Here is a 19625-nt window from a genome sequence, read left to right as displayed (position 1 = left end):
AACGAGAGTGAACGCAGGCTAATCAATGATTCTGATAATTTATGCCCATCCCTATCCGCAGCACTCGCATGCGAATAAGCGGATGCTTGAGCAGGCAAGGACGCTGGATGGCGTAGAAATACGCTCCCTGTATCAACTTTACCCCGATTTTAATATCGACGTCGCCGCCGAACAGGCGGCGCTGGCGCGAGCCGAGCTGATTATCTGGCAGCATCCGATGCAGTGGTACAGCATGCCGCCGCTAATGAAACTGTGGATGGATAAGGTGCTGTCGCACGGCTGGGCCTACGGACATAACGGCATCGCCCTGCGCGGCAAATCGCTGATGTGGGCGGTGACCACCGGCGGCGGCGAGAGTCACTTTGATATCGGCGCGTTTCCCGGATTTGATGTGCTTTCCCAGCCTCTACAGGCGACCGGCCTGTACTGTGGTATGAGGTGGCTGCCGCCTTTCGCCATGCACTGCACCTTTATCTGCGACGATGAAACCCTTCAGGCGCAGGCGCGCCGCTACCGACAACGCCTTATCGAATGGCAGGAGACGCATCATGGATAGCCATACGCTTATACAGGCGCTGATTTATCTGGGGTCCGCCGCGCTGATTGTGCCGATCGCCGTGCGTCTCGGTTTGGGCTCGGTGCTTGGCTATCTGATTGCCGGCTGTATCATCGGGCCGTGGGGGCTGAGGCTGGTGACCGACGCCGAGGCGATTTTGCACTTTGCTGAAATCGGCGTGGTGCTGATGCTGTTTGTTATTGGTCTGGAGCTAGACCCGCAGCGCCTGTGGAAGCTGCGCGCGTCGGTGTTTGGCGGCGGCGCTTTGCAGATGGTGGTGTGCGGTGTGCTGATTGGCCTGTTCTGCATGCTGCTGGGGATGCGCTGGCAGGTAGCGGAACTGATCGGCATGACGCTGGCGCTGTCGTCGACAGCGATCGCCATGCAGGCGATGAACGAACGTAATCTGACGGTCTCGCAGATGGGGCGGAGCGCATTTGCCGTCCTGCTGTTTCAGGATATCGCGGCGATCCCGCTGGTGGCGATGATCCCGCTGCTGGCCGCCAGCGGTGGTTCCACGACGCTGGCGGCGTTTGCCTTGTCGGCTCTCAAGGTGGCAGGCGCGCTGGCCCTGGTGGTGGCGTTGGGGCGCTATGTGACCCGTCCGGTGCTGCGCTTCGTGGCCCGTTCCGGTCTGCGCGAAGTGTTCAGCGCCGTGGCCCTGTTCCTGGTCTTCGGCTTTGGCCTGTTGCTGGAGGAGGTCGGGCTGTCGATGGCGATGGGGGCCTTCCTCGCCGGTGTGCTGCTGGCGAGCTCGGAATATCGCCACGCGCTGGAAAGCGACATTGAACCGTTTAAGGGGTTGCTGCTGGGGCTGTTCTTCATCGGCGTCGGGATGTCGATTGATTTCGGTACCCTGATGAGCCATCCGCTGCGCATTCTGGTTTTACTGGTCGGTTTCCTGATTATCAAAGGCGCCATGCTGTGGTTGATTGCGAAGCCGCTCGGAGTGCCGCGCGCTCAGCGCCGCTGGTTTGCGGTTCTGCTGGGGCAGGGGAGCGAATTTGCCTTCGTGGTATTTGGCGCGGCGCAGATGGCCGACGTACTGGATAGCGACTGGGCGAAAGCGTTGACCCTGGCGGTGGCGCTGTCAATGGCGGCAACGCCGATCCTGCTGGTGCTGTTGACCCGTCTGGAGAAGTCGTCCAGCGGCGAAGAACGCGAAGCGGATGAGATTGATGAAGAACAGCCGCGGGTGATTATTGCCGGCTTTGGCCGCTACGGGCAGATCGCCGGTCGTGTGCTGCTCTCCGGTGGGGTGAAGATGGTGATCCTCGATCACGATCCTGACCATGTCGATACGCTGCGTAAATTTGATATGAAAGTGTTTTATGGCGATGCCACGCGTGCGGATCTGCTGGAATCGGCGGGGGCAGCAAAAGCCGAGGTGCTGATCAATGCGATTGACGATCCGCAGGTCAGCCTGCAGCTGGTCGAGCTGGCGAAAGAGCATTTCCCGCACCTGCAGATTATCTCCCGCGCCCGCGATGTGGATCACTATATCCAGCTGCGGCAGGCTGGCGTGGAGGCCCCGGAGCGTGAAACCTTCGAGGCGGCGCTGAAATCCGGGCGAATGGCGCTGGAGGCGCTGGGGCTGGGCGCATATGAAGCGCGTGAGCACGCCGACCTGTTCCGTCGCTTCAACCACAAGATGGTGGAGGAGATGGTGGCGATGGCGGAAAACGACGCGGCTTCCCGCGTGGCGGTGTTCAAACGAACCAGTGACATGTTGACCGGAATTATCAACGAGGATCGTAACCATTTGTCGTTGGTTCAGCGCCACGGCTGGCAGGGAACCGAAGAGGGCAGACATACCGGGAATATTGCCGATGAACCGGAGAATAAGCCTTCTGTCTGAGGCAAAAACTCACTGTTACGTTTTGTTTACAGTTAACATTTTGTTTTCAATTTAGTTCCGCAGCAGGCGGCTCGCGTAGCTTACGTGGGCTCGCCTGCAAATCCGAAAATTTTCTTATTCTTTACTCTCCGCGCAGTCGACGAACTATTACGCTTTACGTATAGTGGCGGCAATTTTTTGCATTCGGGAAATTTTCAATGATCAGTCTGATTGCGGCGTTAGCGGTAGATCGCGTCATTGGTATGGAAAACGCCATGCCATGGGACCTGCCTGCCGATCTCGCCTGGTTTAAACGTAATACCTTAAACAAGCCGGTGGTCATGGGGCGTCTGACCTGGGAGTCTATTGGCCGCCCGTTGCCGGGGCGTAAGAATATCGTTATCAGCAGCCAGCCCGGCACCGACGATCGCGTGCTGTGGGTGAAATCGGTTGATGAAGCGATTGCCGCCTGCGGCGACGTTGAAGAGATGATGGTGATCGGCGGCGGTCGTGTCTATGAGCAGTTCCTGCCGAAGGCCCAGAAGCTTTATCTGACGCATATTGATGCCGAAGTGGAAGGGGATACCCATTTCCCGGACTACGATCCGGACCAGTGGGAGTCGGTATTCAGCGAATTTCACGATGCCGATGCACAGAACTCGCATAGCTACTGCTTCGAGATTCTCGAACGTCGCTAATGGCATTCCGGGCAGCGCGTAGCGCTGGCCGGGGCAAGATGATGATATCCCGGATACCGCGTACCGCTATCCGGGATTTTTTCAGGAGGCAACCGCCTCGCCTTCGTCCAGTTCTTTCTGGCGGTTCGATGGTTGGGTGAAATACTGCTTATCTTCCCAGCGTAGACAGGTCAGTTCCCCGCCCCAGCAGCATCCTGTATCCAGCGCGTAAATCCCTTCCGGCGTCCCTTTTCCTTCCAGCGAAGCCCAATGACCAAACGCAATGCTGTACTCGTTGCTCACCGGGCCCGGAATGGCGAACCACGGTTTTAACGGCGCAGGGGCATTTTCCGGCGCTTCTTTGGCATACATATCCAGCTGCCCGTTCGGGAAGCAGTAGCGCATACGGGTGAAGGCATTGGAGATAAAGCGCAGGCGGGCGAGACCGCTCAGTTCAGTGCTCCAGTTATTCGGCATATCGCCATACATCGCATCGAGGAAGAACGGATAGGAGTCGCTGGCGAGCACGGCTTCAACATCGTGCGCGCACTGTTTTGCCGTTTCCAGATCCCACTGTGGCGTGATGCCTGCATGGGCCATCACCAGCTTTTTCTCTTCATCAATCTGCATCATCGGCTGACGGCGCAGCCAGTTGAGCAGCTCGTCGGCATCCGGGGCTTCGAGCAGCGATTTCAGGCGATCTTTGGGCTTGTTGCGGCTGATACCGGCGAAGACGGCCAGCAGATGCAGATCGTGATTGCCGAGGACCAGGCGCACACTATCGCCAAGGGATTTAACGTAGCGCAAAACCTCCAGCGAACCCGGGCCGCGCGCGACTAAATCGCCCGTCAGCCACAGCGTATCGATCCCTGGGGTAAACTCCACCTGCTTTAATAGGGCGAGCAGTTCATCGTAGCAACCATGAACGTCGCCAATAAGGTATGTAGACATTGTTTTAATGAATGAGCGTTGGTACTGCGAGACGGAAAACAGGGATATCGATCGAGAACGGCGCGCCGTTCACGTCGATCATGTCATAATGTCCCTGCATGGTGCCCAGCGGCGTTTCAATGACCGCCCCGCTGGTATACTGGAATTCACCGCCAGCGGGAATATGCGGCTGTTCGCCGATAACGCCTTCACCCTGCACTTCAGTCTCACGACCGTGGCCGTTGGTGATAAGCCAGTAGCGGCCAAGAAGCTGAACCTGAGTCCGCCCCAGATTGCGAATCGTGACGGTATAAGCGAAAACGTAGCGCTCTTCTTCCGGAGAAGACTGCGATTCGATATAGACGCTTTGCACCTGCACGCAAACTCGAGGCGAATCAATCATGGTTAGCTCTCCTTGGTGGGCGAGTTGTCAGACAGCCAGTTAGCCAGCTGACAGTATTGTGCCACGGAAATATTCTCTGCACGTTTTGCCGGGTCAATGCCCAGCTCGTTCAGTACCTCAACGCTGAACAGGTTGCCGAGGCTGTTACGAATCGTTTTACGACGCTGGTTAAAGGCCTCGGTAGTGATTCGGCTCAGCACGCGAACCTCTTTCACCGGGTGCGGCAGCGTGCGATAAGGTACCAGGCGCACGACGGCGGAATCCACTTTAGGCGGCGGCGTGAAGGCGCCCGGCGGCACTTCGAGTACCGGGATAATCTGGCAGTAATACTGCGCCATGACGCTCAGTCGACCATAAGCCTTGCTGTTCGGTCCGGCAACCAGGCGATTGACGACCTCTTTTTGCAGCATAAAGTGCATGTCGGCGATGGCATCAGTATAGCTGAACAGATGGAACATCAGCGGCGTTGAGATGTTGTACGGCAGGTTGCCGAACACGCGCAGCGGCTGACCCATGGTCTGCGACAGCTCGCCGAAGTTCATGGTCATGGCATCCTGCTGATAAATGGTCAGCTTCGGCCCGAGGAACGGATGCGTCTGCAGGCGAGCGGCCAGATCGCGATCCAGCTCGATAACGGTAAGTGCGTCCAGGCGTTCACCGACCGGTTCGGTCAGCGCCGCCAGGCCCGGACCGATCTCGACAATTGCCTGCCCTTTCTGGGGGTTAATGGCCGAGACAATGCTGTCGATCACGAACTGATCGTTGAGGAAGTTTTGCCCGAAGCGTTTACGGGCTAAGTGGCCCTGATGGACTCGATTATTCATTGCGTATTAACAATCATTTTGATGGCGAGATTAAGCGCCGTGATAAAACTGCCGACATCCGCTTTTCCCTGGCCCGCCAGTTCAAGCGCGGTACCGTGGTCAACAGAGGTGCGAATAAAGGGTAAACCGAGCGTAATGTTCACGCCACGGCCAAAGCCCTGGTATTTTAGCACGGGAAGGCCCTGATCGTGGTACATCGCGAGTACCGCATCGGCATTGTCGAGATATTTCGGCTGGAAAAGGGTATCTGCCGGTAGCGGACCGCTCAGATTCATCCCCCGGGCGCGCATCTCTTCCAGCACCGGAATAATGGTATCGATCTCTTCCGTCCCCATATGCCCACCTTCGCCGGCGTGTGGGTTCAGGCCGCAGACCAGCACGTGCGGCTGGGCGATACCGAATTTATGGCGCAGATCGTGATCCAGAATCGTTATCACTTCACGGAGCAAATCAGGCGTGATCGCGTCGCTGATCGCTTTTAGCGGCAGGTGCGTGGTTGCCAGAGCGACGCGCAGCTCTTCGGTCGCCAGCATCATGACCACTTTACTGGCATGAGCCCGCTCTTCAAAGAATTCGGTATGCCCGGTAAAGGCGATACCCGCGTCGTTGATATTGCCCTTATGTACCGGCCCGGTAATCAATGCCGCAAATTCGCCGCTCAGGCAGCCGTCACAGGCGCGAGCCAGCGTCTCAACCACATAGCTGCCGTTGCGCACATTCAGCACGCCGGGTGTCACAGGGGCGTTCAGCGCGACGGGGAGGAGTGTCAGGGTGCCGGCGCGTTGTGCCGCTGCGGGAAGAGAGGGGTTGTAGGGCAGGAGAGATAAAGGAAGACCGAGCTGTTGAGCCCGGTCAGATAACAGAGCGCCGTCGGCGCAAACCACCAGCTCTACCGGCCAGTCGCGTTGCGCAAGCTGTACAACAAGGTCGGGGCCGATTCCGGCGGGCTCACCGGGAGTGATAACAACTCGATTCATACACTTCATCCTTCAGGACGTCTTTCTGTTGGCAACGCCATCGGCCCGCTCACATCGTGAGTTGTCCGGGCCGACGGCTTGCCGCCTCAATACACCCCGCGTGCTGTTGTGTATGAGGCCGTGATATTAGTTGCTCAGAATTTTGACGTAAGCGCTGGCGCGTTGTTCCTGCATCCAGGTTGCCGCTTCTTCAGAGAACTTACGGTTCATCAGCATCCGGTACGCGCGGTCTTTCTGCGCGGCGTCGGTTCTGTCGACCTGACGGCTGTCCAGCAGTTCAATCAGGTGCCAGCCGAAGGAGGAATGAACCGGCGCGCTGGTCTGGCCTTTGTTCAGACGCATCAGCGCATCGCGGAACGCCGGATCGAAGATATCTGGCGTTGCCCAGCCTAAATCGCCGCCCTGGTTCGCGGAGCCCGGATCTTCGGAGAACTCTTTCGCCGCTTTAGCGAAGGTGGTTTTCCCGCTCTTAATATCGGCGGCAATCTGCTCCAGTTTAACCCGCGCCTGTTCGTCATTCATGATAGGCGACGGCTTCAGCAAAATGTGACGGGCGTGAACTTCGGTGACGGAGATGTTCTTGCTGCCGCCGCGCATGTCGTTCACTTTCAGAATATGGAAGCCGACGCCAGAGCGAATCGGGCCGATAATATCGCCTTTCTTCGCGGTGCTCAGCGCCTGGGCGAAGATCCCCGGCAGTTCCTGAATACGGCCCCAGCCCATCTGGCCGCCTTTCAGCGCCTGCTGGTCGGCAGAGTAGGTGATAGCCAGCTTACCGAAGTCAGCGCCGTTGCGCGCCTGCTCAGCGATAGAGTTAGCCTGTTCCTGCGCTTTCGCTACGTCGTCGGAGGTCGGGTTTTCTGACAGCGGAATCAGGATGTGGCTGAGGTTCAGCTCGGTGCTGGCATCGTTCTGATCGCCAATCTGTTTTGCCAGAGATTCGACTTCCTGCGGCAGCACGGTGATGCGACGACGGACTTCGTTGTTACGCACTTCCGCAATTAGCATCTCTTTACGAATCTGATTACGGTAGGTGCTGTAGTTAAGACCGTCATAGGCCAGACGGCTGCGCATCTGATCCAGGGTCATGTTGTTCTGTTTCGCGATGTTGGCAATCGCCTGATCGACCTGATCGTCAGTGATTTTCATGCCCATCTTCTGGCCCATCTGCAGAACTATCTGGTCCATGATCAGTCTTTCGAGGATCTGATGACGTAAGGTCGCGTCATCGGGCAGCTGTTGACCGGCCTGGCCAGCATTAAGCTTAACCGATTGCAATAAGCCATCGACGTCGCTTTCAAGAACAACGCCATTATTGACGACAGCCGCTACTTTATCGACAACCTGTGGGGCAGCGAAACTGGTATTCGCGATCATGGCGATACCGAGAAGCAGCGTTTTCCAGTTCTTCATACTTTTTCCATTTCAATTAACCGCAAATGCGGATTACGTTTTAAACCAGCCACATCACAGGGAGTTCTGGTACGGTAAAATGTTCGAACGCAGCATCTGCTGGGTGCCGAGACCGTAGTTGGAGCTCAGGCCACGCAACTCGATGTTAAAGCCAAAGGTGTTGTCATATTTGCTCTCGCCGCTGCCATTGCCGTTGTTGGTCCAGCCGTTGATCTTACGTTCGTAGCCAAGGCGAATAGCGTAACAGCACGAGTTATATTGCACCCCTAACATCTGGTTAGCGCTCTTTTTGGTATTGGTGTCAAAGTAGTACGCGCCCACCACCGACCAGCGATCAACAATCGGCCAGCTGGCGGCCATGCCCACCTGAGAAATACCATTTTTGTACTGCTCAGCGGTGGAGTACGACGGCAGCGTGGCCTGAATGTATTCCGGGCTGGCATAACGATAGTTAAGCTGTATTAAGCGGTTTTCATCGCGACGGTATTCCACGGTGCCGTTACCGGTAGCGACGTTAGCCAGACGAGTATCGTACTGAATTCCCCCGCGTAAACCCCAGTTATCGGCGATGCGCCAGTAAGTATCGCCGGCCCATACCAGTGAACCCGTTGTGTTGTTGTTCTCCCAGTTGATGTTGTCATCACCGGTACGGGACTCGGTGAAATAATAGATTTGACCAACGGAAATATTAAAACGTTCAACGGCGGCGGAATCATATACGCGCGAAGTTACGCCGGTAGTGACCTGGTTCGCGGAAGCAATACGGTCTAGGCCGCTGTAGCTGCGGTCGCGGAACAGGCCGCTGTAGTCTGACTGCAGCAGCGTGGAGTCGTAGGAGCCGATTTGGCTCTGATCGCGATACGGGATATACAGATACTGCATACGCGGTTCCAGCGTCTGAGTGAACCCCTCCTGCATATCGCGCTCGAAGACCATTTTCCCGTCGACTTTAAACTGCGGCATCACGCGGTTAACCGACTCTTTATAGTTGGTGTTATTGGCGGCGTTGTAGTCATCGAGGTTGCTCTGCTGATAGTGCGTTGCCAGCAGCCTGGCTTCGGTATTAATACTGCCCCAGCCGTTAGACAGCGGCAGGTTGATCGTCGGCTCGAAGTGAACACGCGTGGCTTCCGGCATGTTGCCGTTGGTGTTGACGAAATGCACCGCCTGACCATAGAGATGAGTATCGAACGGACCGACATCATTCTGGTAATAGTTGACATCCAACTGCGGCTGAGCGGCGTAGGAATTACTCGACTCACGGTTGAAGACCTGGAACTGTTTGGTCGACACGGTCGCGTCGAAGTTCTGGTTGACGTAGCCCGCGCTGAATTTCTGCGTGGCGTAGCCGTCGGTACTGGAACCGTATTTCGAGCTGAAATCGTTAAAATAGTTCGGATCGCTGACCTTGGTGTAGTCGGCGTTAAGACGCCATACCTGGTCAATCACGCCAGAGTGGTTCCAGTAGAACAACCAGCGGCGGCTGTTGCTGTCGCTGGAGTGGTCGTCCTGGTAGACTTTATCCGACGGCAGGTAGTCAAACTCGAACAGGCCCATACCGGCTTTGGTCAGATAGCGGAATTCGTTTTCCCACATTACGCCGCCGCGCTCGCTCATATAGTGCGGCGTCAGGGTGGCGTCAAAGTTCGGCGCGATATTCCAGTAGTACGGCAGTGAAAACTCGACGCCGTTCTTGGTGCTGTATTTGGCGTTCGGAATCAGGAAGCCAGAACGGCGTTTGTCGCCCACCGGCAGCTGCAGGTAGGGACTATAAAAAACAGGGACCGAACCGAGTTTGAAACGGGCGTTCCAGATTTCCGCCACCTGCTCTTCGCGGTCGTGGATAACTTCGCTACCGACGACGCTCCAGGTGTCAGAACCCGGCAGACAGGAGGTAAAGCTGCCGTTTTCCAGAATGGTGTAGCGGTTTTCGCCGCGCTGTTTCATCAGGTCGGCGGTACCGCGGCCCTGACGACCGACCATCTGGTAATCACCCTGCCAGACGTTGGTGTCTTTAGTGTTGAGGTTTGCCCAGCCTTTCGGACCTTTCAGGATAACCTGATTATCGTCATAGTGAACGTTGCCGAGTGCGTCAACCGTGCGCACGGGCTGAGGCTGGCCAGCAGCCTGCTGCTGATGAAGCTGGACCTCATCCGCCTGGAGACGACTATTACCCTGGTTAATATCAACATTACCGGTAAAGACGGCGTTATCAGGATAATTGCCCTTCGCATGATCGGCATTGATCGTCACCGGCAGCTCGTTAGTCTGGCCTTCAACGAGGGGACGATTATAGCTTGGTACGCCAAGCATACATTGCGTGGCGAGATCGGCGGCGAGGCCTTGTTGGCTATACAAGGCGCTGGCGATCATGGTGGCCAGGAGGCTGGGAATACGTTTTTTCATACGTTGTATTTGTTGTTCCGTCATCTTGTGGCAGCGGCTTGCAAACGGTCAGAGCCTAACGTACTCATCTTCATCGCGCTAGTGTTAATCCTGCCGGTTTGAATCCCGAGCGTTAGGCACCGTGTAGAATGACGAGTATGATAAAGCAAAATATAGGCTATGTCCCACAATTGACCGAAGCGTCAGCGCTTTGTAACGTGCGGTCATATATAGCTTAACTGGCGGCGGAAAGATTGGGGAGTCTATGCAGTATTTGGGAAAAATAATTGGGGTTGCGGTCGCGCTGATGATGGGCGCAGGCTTTTGGGGACTGGTGCTGGGCCTGCTGGTCGGCCATATATTTGACCGGGCGCGAAGCCGCCGTATCAATGTGTTTGCCAACCAGCAGGAGCGGCAGTCGCTGTTTTTCTCCACCACCTTTGAGGTGATGGGTCATTTAACCAAATCCAAAGGTCGCGTCACCGAAGCCGATATTCATGTCGCCAACATCCTGATGGATCGCATGAATTTGCATAGCGAGTCGCGCACGGCGGCACAGCAGGCCTTTCGCGTAGGGAAATCAGATGATTATCCGCTGCGCGAGAAAATGCGCCAGCTGCGCAGCGTCTGTTTCGGACGCTTCGATTTGATTCGGATGTTTCTGGAAATTCAGCTGCAGACGGCCTTCGCCGATGGCGAATTACATCCTAATGAACGTGAAGTTCTGTTTGTGATTGCCGATGAACTGGGGATTTCCCGTGCGCAGTTCGAGCAGTTCCTGCGCATGATGCAGGGCGGCGCTCAGTTCGGCGGCGGTTCTCAGCAGGGCTCGTATGGCCAGAGCGGCGGAAATGCCGGCTGGCAGCAGGCGCAGCGCGGGCCAACGCTGGAGGATGCATGCAACGTGCTGGGCGTGAAGCCTACCGATGATGCCGCGACCGTGAAGCGCGCCTATCGCAAGCTGATGAGCGAACACCATCCGGATAAGCTGGTGGCAAAAGGGTTGCCGCCTGAAATGATGGAGATGGCGAAGCAGAAAGCCCAGGATATTCAGAAAGCCTGGGAGCTTATCAAAGAGCAGCGCGGGTTCTGAGCCGCAGGTCTCTCCCCGGCGGGAGAGACCTCATGATGTGCTTTGAGCGCGTCGGTACATCCGGCGCGGGTGACCAATCTTTCCGTACAACATCTCCACTTCGAGATAACCGATTTCCACACAGTGCTCCAGGTAACGGCGGGCGGTGGTTTTACTTAACCCGGCGTCGTTTACCACCTCATCCACGGAAAAACTGTGCTTTTCCCGGCCGCTGAACAGATTTTGCACCAGCGCCAGCGTTTTCTCCTCGATCCCCTTACTGCCGCCGCTATCGGCGCGATAGTTCTTCGCCTGCAACTGGTACAGCGAATCAACATTTTGCTGATCGACGATTTTCCATTCTCGCTGCTGATCGTAAAACTGCACGAAACGCTCCAGCGACTGGCTCAGACGTTTCCAGGAGACGGGTTTAAGGATGTAGTCGAAGGCGCCGTTGCGAATCGCCTGGCTACAGGTTTCCATATCGCTGGCGGCGGTAATAAAAATCACCGAGCAGTTGGCCTCTGCCAGAATCGGGTCGGTCATCAATGTGACCCCTTTGCCGTCGGGTAAATAGTTATCGAGCAGTATCAGCTGCGGCGGTTGGCTATTGAGCATCTGCCGCGCCTGGGAGAGGGAGGCGGCCATGCCCGTCAGCCGCATACGCGGATGCTTCTGAATCAGCTCGGCATGCAGCCTCGCCAGCTCGCCTTCATCTTCGATGATCAACACATCGACCAGATCATGATGCATAGTTCGCCTCGTGTCGGGGATGAACAGGGCCATCGGCGGGGATAAACAGCGTAAAGATCGCGCCGCGCGGTGAGTTATCGGCGACTTCAATGGTGCCGCCAGCCTGTGTCACATAATGTTCAATAAGATACAGGCCGATACCGTGATCGCCACGGGTTTTGGTGGTAATGCCGCGTTCAAAGATATGATCGCGGATAGCCGGGTCAATACCGATGCCACGGTCGGCAACTTCAATCATCAGTTCGCGGGCATTCAGTTGAATCAGCACTTCTACCGGCTCGTGCGGCAGTTCGGCACGCTGCGTGGCTTCAATGGCGTTATCCAGCAGGTTGCCGATAATCGAAATCAGCTCCGGTTCAATTAAGGCAGGCAGCGGCCGGTCGAGCTGACAGGCGGGGTCAAAGCTGAGCGCCACCCCTTTTTCGCGGGCGCGGGCAGCCTTACCCAGCAGCAGGCCGCAGAGCGTCGGCGAGCTGAATCGGGAAGAGATAAAGTCCAGCAGCTCCTGCGCATGTTCCGACTGCGCCTGAATATAGCGAATCGCTTCGTCATAGTGCCCCATATGCAGCAGACCGGAGAGCGTGGTCATTCGGTTCAGCTGTTCATGGCGCATGATGCGCAGGTTATCAACATAGCGTTTAACCTGGCTTAGCTGGGCGCTGAGGGAGTTGATTTCATCACGATCGCGGAAAGTAATCACCCAGCCCTGCAGCGACTCCTCCAGCATGATGCGCACCCGGCTGGCGAGGACGGTCAGCTGGTTGAAGCGGCACAGCTCATCGTGAGTGTCGTTTTCCAGCATTTCATCGCTGGCGAAAAAGGGTTGCGGGGCGATGACGCTGTCGATCGACTGGCCGCGCAGCAAACGCGCGGGCTTGCTCAGCCCCAGCAGGCTGCGCGCGGCGTGATTGATCACCTCGATACGCCGCTGGCGATCGATAACGATAACGCCCTCATAGATCGATTCCATCATCGCCTTTTGTTGGCGTACCAGCAGGCCGATTTCTCGCGGTTCCAGCGAAAAAATTTGTTTTTTTATGCTGCGGGTAAAATACCAGGAAAAAATAAACAGCGCGATCAGCAGTAGCACGGCGGCGGCGAAGATATTGATGACCTTTGTCAGCGTGATGCTATCGAGATAACTGGTCAGGTAACCCACGGAGACGATGCCCACAACCCGGCCGGTGGCGTCGACGATGGGCGCCTTGCTGCGCAGCGACACCCCAAGCCCGCCTTTACGGATGGTGGTGACGCTTTTCCCTTCCAGCACCGCCTGATTATCGCCGCCTACCAACCGGGTACCGACCCACTCCGGGTGGACGGAATGAAACAGATGCACCCCCTGCGCGTCGCCAATGACAATAAAGCTCGCGTCGCTGCGGGCGGCGATTTTTTGCATCAATGACGTTAGCGGCTGCCGGTCTTTCGCAATAACCTGCTGGCGTAAATCCGGCATCAGCGCGATCTCTTCAGCCTGTATTTTGGCGCGGGTACTCATTTCCTGATAAAGCTGATGACTGGCATCGATGTAGTAATAGACGCCCAGCAGCGCGAATAATACGGAGAAAAAGGCGACCAGCGAAATAAACAGCTTAAATTGAAAGGAAACCTTCATAAGTCGTGTGCAACGTCTCTGCGCTACCGGCACGGTAACATTTTCCCGGCGCCGATATGGGTTAGGCGGCAACGGGGTGAACGTTGCCGCAGGCGATGAGAAACCAGAATCATCTACTGGCGATGATTTATCAAGACGCCACGGCAGGCCGCTTATTGCGCCTGAGCGTATCGCGGACGGTCGGTCAATCCGCCGGAGCCCGCGGTGGTCAGCGGTGACGAGACCTCGCGAAGAGGCACGTCGCAGTATTCCCCTCTGGCGTGCAATAAAAACCATAAAAACCACGCTAATAAATCAGAGAGATATCACGCCGTGGAATAGAAACCATAAAAACCATAGTGACCATTAAAACTTCATTTCTAATTCGTCACGCTTCACATTAAGTCTGCTTCAGGCCCCCTAATCTCAAAAATGAATAATAACGAAAGGGCCAAACCTATGAGCACCACTGACAATGCATTCTCTGCGACCCTCGATCCCATCAACACCCCGAAAGCCACCCTCAAACAACGCTGGTGGCACGTGATGGATAATATGAAAGTCGGGATTATCCCGCTGCCTTTGTTCCTGCTGGCCGGCGGCTTAATCGCCCTCGACTGTCTGGGCGGAAAGTTGCCGAGCGATATCGTGGTCATGGTCGCGACGCTGGCCTTTTTCGGTTTTGCCTGCGGTGAGTTTGGCAAGCGCCTGCCGATCCTCGGTAAGCTGGGCGCGGCGGCTATCTGCGCCACCTTTATCCCTTCCGCGCTGGTGCATTACGGCCTGCTGCCGGAAGTGGTGGTGGAATCCACGACCAAATTCTACAAATCGACCAATATTCTTTATCTCTATATCTGCTGCATTATCGTCGGCAGCATTATGAGCATGAACCGCACGACCCTGATTCAGGGCTTTCTGCGTATCTTCTTCCCGATGCTGTGCGGTGAAATCGTCGGCATGCTGGTGGGCATCGGCGTCGGTACGGCCCTGGGGATGGCGCCGTTTCAGGTGTTCTTCTTTATCGTGCTGCCGATTATGGCCGGTGGCGTAGGGGAGGGGGCGATTCCGCTGTCAATCGGCTATGCCGCCCTGATGCATATGGATCAAGGGGTGGCATTAGGTCGTGTGTTACCGATGGTAATGCTGGGCAGCCTGACGGCGATAGTGATTGCCGGTTGTCTGAATCAGCTGGGCAAGCGCTTTCCGCACCTGACCGGTGAAGGTCAACTGATGCCGAACCGCCGCAATGAAACGCATCGGGCGGACGATGCTGAGACCTCCGCTGGCAAGGCCGACGTGACGACGCTGGCATCCGGCGCTCTGCTGGCCGTGCTGCTGTATATGCTGGGGATGCTGGGGCAGAAAATGACCGGTTTACCGGCGCCGGTGGGCATGCTGTTTCTGGCGGTACTGCTCAAACTGGTTAACGGCGTCTCGCCGCGCCTGCAGGAAGGATCGCAGATGGTCTACAAATTCTTCCGCACCGCGGTGACCTACCCGATTCTGTTTGCCGTGGGTGTGGCCATTACTCCGTGGCAGGAGCTGGTGAACGCCTTTACGATAACGAATCTGCTGGTGATCGTCAGCACCGTCTCGGCGTTGGTGGCGACCGGGTTCCTGGTCGGTAAAAAGACAGGCATGCATCCGATTGATGTGGCGATTGTCTCCTGCTGCCAGAGTGGCCAGGGAGGCACCGGCGATGTGGCGATTCTGACCTCCGGCAACCGTATGAGCCTGATGCCGTTCGCCCAAATCGCCACCCGTATTGGCGGCGCGATTAATGTTTCATTGGGTTTGCTGTTCCTCAGTCATTTCCTGGCATGATTTAGCTCTGCGCTAACAGGAAAACCTGCAATTTTCCTCCACGGGACGAAGAAAATTTCTTTGTCCCGTGTCCTAAATTCTGTTCGTTTAGCGATACAATCAGCAGCGTAATCCGCTATCGCGGCGGCGGCTTTGTCGTCGTCATTTTATCAAGTGAAGGAGAGGAATTAATGTCTGTGGATACTCCCGCCCGTGCGGGCGCCAGCGTAGAAACCGAGCTGGCGACGAAAGCGCAGCGTGCAGCGCGCCAGGCCGAGTGGCTTGGCCATTATCAACAACCGGTCATTGCGCTGACGCTGGTGACGCCGGGCGCGGTAAAAGACAGCATCCGCTATCGCAATATGATGGGCGTGGCGCTGCAGGCCTGCGATCAGCTGTTGTGGAAACGCCGCTGGAAAACGCTGGATCGTCAGGTGCTGTGGTTGCCAACCGGGCCGGAGGCGCTGTGGTGCGTTGAGCATTCTGCCAGCGAGGTCAAGGCGCTATGCACGGAGCTGATACAGACGCATCCGCTTGGCCGCTTATGGAATATCGAGGTGATTTGTCCGCAACAAGGCCGACAGGTGCAGGATGAAAGTACGCGCCGTTGCCTGCTGTGCGATGATGCCGCTCAGACCTGCGAGAGCCTGCATCGCCATGATGCCGAAGAGGTTGTCGCCCGCGTTGAGCAGATGATCGATGCGTGGTTTGCCCGCGATTAACCGCCGGTAGTCAGAACGTGTAGCCCGGGTAAGGCGTATGCGCCGCCACCCGGGGTAAACACCCGATCAGAAATCGACGGGCGCGCGAAAGGTCATCGCGTTGCCGTAGGCCGGATGGGTAATGGTCAGCGTTTCGGCGTGCAGCAGCAGCCGTGGGGCCATCGCCAGCGCCTCTGGCGTCGCATAAAAGCGATCGCCAAGAATCGGATGGCCCAGCGCCAGCATATGTACGCGCAGCTGATGTGAACGCCCGGTAATCGGCTTCAGGCGCACGCGGGCGCTGTTATCGTCGGCATACTCCAGCACTTCATACTCAGTTTGCGCTGCTTTACCGGTTTCGTAACACACCTTCTGCTTAGGCCGGTTCGGCCAGTCGCAGATCAGCGGTAAATCCACCAGCCCTTCCGCTTTTTCCGGATGTCCCCACACGCGGGCGACGTACTGCTTCTTCGGCTCACGCTCGCGAAACTGACGCTTCAGCTCGCGTTCCGCCGCTTTGGTCAGCGCCACCACAATCACGCCGCTGGTAGCCATGTCGAGGCGGTGCACCGACTCGGCCTGCGGGAAGTCGCGCTGTACGCGCGTCATCACGCTGTCTTTATGCTCCTCCAGTCTCCCCGGGACGGACAACAAGCCGCTCGGCTTGTTGACCACCATGATGTGCTCATCCTGATAGAGGATAACCAGCCAGGGATCCTGTGGCGGATTGTAGTTTTCCATCGCCATATTCGCGTTCCGTTACTGGTGGGTGACCACGATTAAGCGCAGCGCATCGAGACGCCAGCCAGCCTGCGCCAGCGCGTCCATCACCTGCTGACGGTTGCTCTCGATGGCCGAAAGCTCATCGTCACGGATGTTCGGGTTAACCGCTTTCAACGCTTCCAGACGAGAGAGTTCCGCCGACAGCTTGTCGTTGGCTTCATCGCGGGCCGCGTCGATCAGCGCCTGAGCGGCTTTGGCGACCTGCGCCTCACCGAGCTGGAGGATCGCATGCACGTCCTGCTGTACCGCGTTGACCAGTTTGCTGCCGGTATGACGGTTGACGGCGCTCAACTGGCGGTTGAAGCTTTCAAACTCCACCTGACCGGCGAGGTTATTGCCGTTTTTATCGAGCAGCATGCGCACCGGCGTCGCCGGCAGGAAGCGGTTAAGCTGCAGTTGTTTCGGCGCTTGCGCTTCGACAACGTAAATCAGCTCCAGCAGCAATGTACCGACCGGCAGCGCCTTGTTCTTCAGCAGAGAGATAGTGCTGCTGCCGGTATCGCCGGAAAGGATCAGATCCAGGCCGTTGATAATCAGCGGGTGCTCCCAGGTGACGAACTGCGCATCTTCGCGAGACAGGGCAATATCACGTTCGAAGGTGATAGTGCAGCCGTCTTCCGGCAGACCCGGGAAGTCCGGAACCAGCATATGATCGGAAGGGGTGAGCACGATCAGGTTCTCGCCGCGATCGTCCTGGTTGATGCCGACAATATCGAACAGGTTCATGGCAAAGGCGATCAGGCTGGTATCGTCATCCTGCTCTTCAATGCTTTCAGCTAATGCCTGGGCCTGCTCTCCGCCGTTGGAGTGGATCTCCAGCAGGCGGTCGCGACCCTGTTCCAGCTGAGCTTTCAGCGCATCGTGCTGCTGGCGGCAGGTTTTGATCAGCTCATCGAAGCCTTCGCTGGTTTCCGGCGCGGCAAGATAATTAATCAGCTCGTTATGCACGCTGTCGTACACGGTGCGGCCGGTCGGGCAGGTATGTTCAAATGCATCCAGACCTTCGTGGTACCAGCGAACCAGCACGGACTGCGCGGTTCTTTCCAGATACGGAACGTGGATCTGAATATCGTGCGCCTGACCGATACGGTCGAGACGGCCAATACGCTGCTCCAGCAGGTCCGGGTTGAACGGCAGATCGAACATCACCAGGTTGCTGGCAAACTGGAAGTTACGGCCTTCGGAGCCAATTTCAGAACACAGCAGCACCTGGGCACCAGTATCTTCTTCGGCGAACCATGCGGCGGCGCGGTCGCGCTCAATGATCGACATGCCTTCGTGGAAGACCGCGGCGCGGATCCCTTCGCGTTCGCGCAGCACCTGCTCCAGCTGGAGCGCGGTAGTCGCTTTCGCGCAGATCACCAGCACTTTCTGCGAGCGGTGGCTGGTCAGGTAGCCCATCAGCCACTCAACACGCGGGTCGAAGTTCCACCAGGTACCGGTATCGCCTTCAAATTCCTGATAAATCTGCTCCGGGTAGAGCATATCGCGCGCGCGTTCTTCTGCGGTTTTACGCGCCCCCATAATGCCGGAGACTTTAATTGCCGTCTGATACTGGGTGGGCAGCGGCAGACGAATGGTGTGCAGCTCGCGTTTCGGGAAGCCTTTGACGCCGTTACGGGTGTTACGGAACAGTACGCGGCTGGTGCCGTGGCGATCCATCAGCATCGAGACCAGCTCCTGGCGTGCGGCCTGGGCGTCATCGCGATCGCTGTTAGCGGCCTGCAGCAGCGGTTCAATATCCTGTTCGCCGATCAGATCGCCGAGGGTGTTCAGTTCGCTATCGCTCAGCTTGTTACCCGCCAGCAGCAGCGCGACGGCATCGGCCACCGGGCGATAATTCTGTTGTTCTTCAACGAACTGCTCGAAGTCGTGGAAGCGGTTGGGGTCCAGCAGGCGCAGACGGGCGAAGTGGCTTTCCATACCCAGCTGTTCCGGGGTGGCGGTCAGCAGCAGCACGCCCGGCACGCGTTCGGCCAACTGCTCGATTGCCTGATATTCGCGGCTCGGCGCTTCTTCGCTCCACACCAGGTGGTGCGCTTCATCGACGATCATCAGATCCCATTCGGCGTCGCACAGGTGCTCAAGGCGCTGTTTGCTGCGGCGCACGAAATCCAGCGAGCAGATAACCAGCTGTTCGGTCTCGAACGGGTTGTAGGCATCGTGCTGGGCTTCGGCATAACGCTCATCGTCAAACAGCGAGAAACGCAGGTTGAAGCGGCGCAGCATCTCAACCAGCCACTGATGCTGCAGGGTTTCCGGGACGATGATCAGCACGCGTTCCGCCGCGCCGGCAAGCAGCTGCTGATGCAGAATCATCCCGGCTTCGATGGTTTTACCCAGGCCGACTTCATCGGCCAGCAGAACGCGCGGCGCGTGGCGGCGGCCGACGTCATGGGCGATATGCAGCTGGTGGGGAATCAGGCTGGTGCGTTGTCCGCGCAGGCCGCTCCACGGCATCCGGTACTGCTCGCTCTGGTATTTGCGGGCACGGTAGCGCAGCGCAAAACGGTCCATCCTGTCTATCTGGCCGGCGAACAGTCGGTCCTGCGGCTTGCTGAACACCAGTTTGCTGTCGAGCAGCACTTCGCGCAGCGTGACGTTGGCCTCTTCGGTATCGAGACGGGTACCGGTGTAGGCCAGCAGGCCATTCTCTTCATTAACTTCGTCAACCTGGAGCTGCCAGCCTTCATGGCTGGTAATGGTATCTCCGGGATTAAACATCACGCGGGTGATCGGGGAATCATTGCGCGCGTACAGACGGTTTTCGCCGATGGCGGGGAAAAGCAGGGTCACCATACGCGCATCCAGCGCAACTACCGTCCCTAATCCCAGTTCGCTCTCTGTGTCGCTAATCCAGCGTTGACCAAGTGTAAAAGGCATATATGTTCAGCTCTTGTGTTCTTAAATTGCAGGC

16 protein-coding genes are annotated in these 19625 nt (G+C 57.1%); 6 read left to right on the top strand and 10 right to left on the bottom strand.

Translation table 11 applies throughout. The annotated features are described in order from the left end of the window. Positions 1–25 precede the first annotated feature (25 nt). The 3 genes from kefF to folA all read left to right on the top strand — a co-directional run bounded on the left by kefF (position 26) and on the right by folA (position 3091). On the top strand, positions 26–556 hold the full coding sequence (kefF, locus tag CWM52_RS02295) for a glutathione-regulated potassium-efflux system oxidoreductase KefF (RefSeq protein ID WP_100682603.1): 531 nt from the start codon (positions 26–28) through the stop codon (positions 554–556). After that, positions 549–2414 carry a glutathione-regulated potassium-efflux system protein KefC gene (gene kefC / locus CWM52_RS02290; RefSeq protein ID WP_100682602.1) on the top strand — a complete coding sequence of 622 codons (1866 nt, stop codon included), beginning with the start codon at positions 549–551 and terminating at the stop codon, positions 2412–2414. Before kefF ends, kefC begins: the two co-directional genes overlap by 8 nt. Positions 2415–2611: 197 nt before the next feature. Then, positions 2612–3091 (top strand): type 3 dihydrofolate reductase, encoded by a 480-nt coding sequence (gene folA / locus CWM52_RS02280; RefSeq protein ID WP_100682600.1) that lies wholly within the window; start codon positions 2612–2614, stop codon positions 3089–3091. 81 nt (positions 3092–3172) lie between these two features. On the opposite strand, the gene apaH is transcribed toward folA, so the two are convergent. The 6 genes from apaH to lptD all read right to left on the bottom strand — a co-directional run bounded on the left by apaH (position 3173) and on the right by lptD (position 10023). Continuing rightward, entirely contained in the window at positions 3173–4021 is an 849-nt protein-coding gene (gene apaH / locus CWM52_RS02275; protein ID WP_100682599.1) for a bis(5'-nucleosyl)-tetraphosphatase (symmetrical) ApaH, read from the bottom strand. Between the two features lie 4 nt (positions 4022–4025). Next, on the bottom strand, positions 4026–4403 hold the full coding sequence (gene apaG, locus CWM52_RS02270; protein WP_100682598.1) for a Co2+/Mg2+ efflux protein ApaG: 378 nt from the start codon (positions 4401–4403) through the stop codon (positions 4026–4028). A 2-nt stretch (positions 4404–4405) separates the two neighbouring features. After that, positions 4406–5227, bottom strand: coding sequence for a 16S rRNA (adenine(1518)-N(6)/adenine(1519)-N(6))-dimethyltransferase RsmA (gene rsmA, locus CWM52_RS02265; protein ID WP_100682597.1), 822 nt, complete (start codon positions 5225–5227; stop codon positions 4406–4408). Beyond that, positions 5224–6213, bottom strand: coding sequence for a 4-hydroxythreonine-4-phosphate dehydrogenase PdxA (pdxA, locus tag CWM52_RS02260; protein WP_165457173.1), 990 nt, complete (start codon positions 6211–6213; stop codon positions 5224–5226). The genes rsmA and pdxA overlap by 4 nt, the downstream gene beginning before the upstream one ends. A gap of 117 nt (positions 6214–6330) precedes the next feature. Continuing rightward, complete coding sequence (gene surA, locus CWM52_RS02255; RefSeq protein ID WP_100682595.1) at positions 6331–7617, bottom strand: peptidylprolyl isomerase SurA; 1287 nt, start codon at positions 7615–7617, stop codon at positions 6331–6333. A gap of 54 nt (positions 7618–7671) precedes the next feature. After that, positions 7672–10023: an LPS assembly protein LptD gene (gene lptD / locus CWM52_RS02250; RefSeq protein WP_100682594.1), complete on the bottom strand. Its 2352-nt coding sequence runs from the start codon at positions 10021–10023 to the stop codon at positions 7672–7674. 244 nt (positions 10024–10267) lie between these two features. Here lptD and djlA point away from each other — a divergent pair, with 244 nt between their 5' ends. Then, positions 10268–11095, top strand: coding sequence for a co-chaperone DjlA (gene djlA / locus CWM52_RS02245; RefSeq protein ID WP_100682593.1), 828 nt, complete (start codon positions 10268–10270; stop codon positions 11093–11095). A 30-nt stretch (positions 11096–11125) separates the two neighbouring features. Here djlA and CWM52_RS02240 read toward each other — a convergent pair whose 3' ends face one another. Then, the gene (locus CWM52_RS02240) at positions 11126–11827 is read right to left on the bottom strand and encodes a response regulator (RefSeq protein ID WP_100682592.1); all 702 of its coding nucleotides are present in this window, start codon (positions 11825–11827) and stop codon (positions 11126–11128) included. Further along, positions 11817–13442 (bottom strand): ATP-binding protein, encoded by a 1626-nt coding sequence (locus tag CWM52_RS02235; protein ID WP_100682591.1) that lies wholly within the window; start codon positions 13440–13442, stop codon positions 11817–11819. Before CWM52_RS02235 ends, CWM52_RS02240 begins: the two co-directional genes overlap by 11 nt. 438 nt (positions 13443–13880) lie before the next feature. On the opposite strand from CWM52_RS02235, the gene CWM52_RS02230 reads away from it, so the two are divergent. Both CWM52_RS02230 and citX read left to right on the top strand, forming a co-directional pair. Beyond that, complete coding sequence (locus tag CWM52_RS02230) at positions 13881–15245, top strand: 2-hydroxycarboxylate transporter family protein (RefSeq protein ID WP_100682590.1); 1365 nt, start codon at positions 13881–13883, stop codon at positions 15243–15245. A gap of 170 nt (positions 15246–15415) precedes the next feature. Next, positions 15416–15946 carry a citrate lyase holo-[acyl-carrier protein] synthase gene (gene citX / locus CWM52_RS02225; protein WP_100682589.1) on the top strand — a complete coding sequence of 177 codons (531 nt, stop codon included), beginning with the start codon at positions 15416–15418 and terminating at the stop codon, positions 15944–15946. A 66-nt stretch (positions 15947–16012) separates the two neighbouring features. Here citX and rluA read toward each other — a convergent pair whose 3' ends face one another. After that, positions 16013–16672: a bifunctional tRNA pseudouridine(32) synthase/23S rRNA pseudouridine(746) synthase RluA gene (gene rluA, locus CWM52_RS02220; protein ID WP_100682588.1), complete on the bottom strand. Its 660-nt coding sequence runs from the start codon at positions 16670–16672 to the stop codon at positions 16013–16015. Positions 16673–16684: 12 nt separating this feature from the next. Beyond that, positions 16685–19591: an RNA polymerase-associated protein RapA gene (rapA, locus tag CWM52_RS02215; protein ID WP_100682587.1), complete on the bottom strand. Its 2907-nt coding sequence runs from the start codon at positions 19589–19591 to the stop codon at positions 16685–16687. Positions 19592–19625: the final 34 nt, after the last annotated feature.

Source organism: Raoultella sp. T31, from assembly GCF_002806725.1.
Classification (GTDB): Bacteria; Pseudomonadota; Gammaproteobacteria; order Enterobacterales; family Enterobacteriaceae; genus Klebsiella; species Klebsiella electrica.
This window is presented reverse-complemented; position numbering and strand designations above follow the sequence as displayed.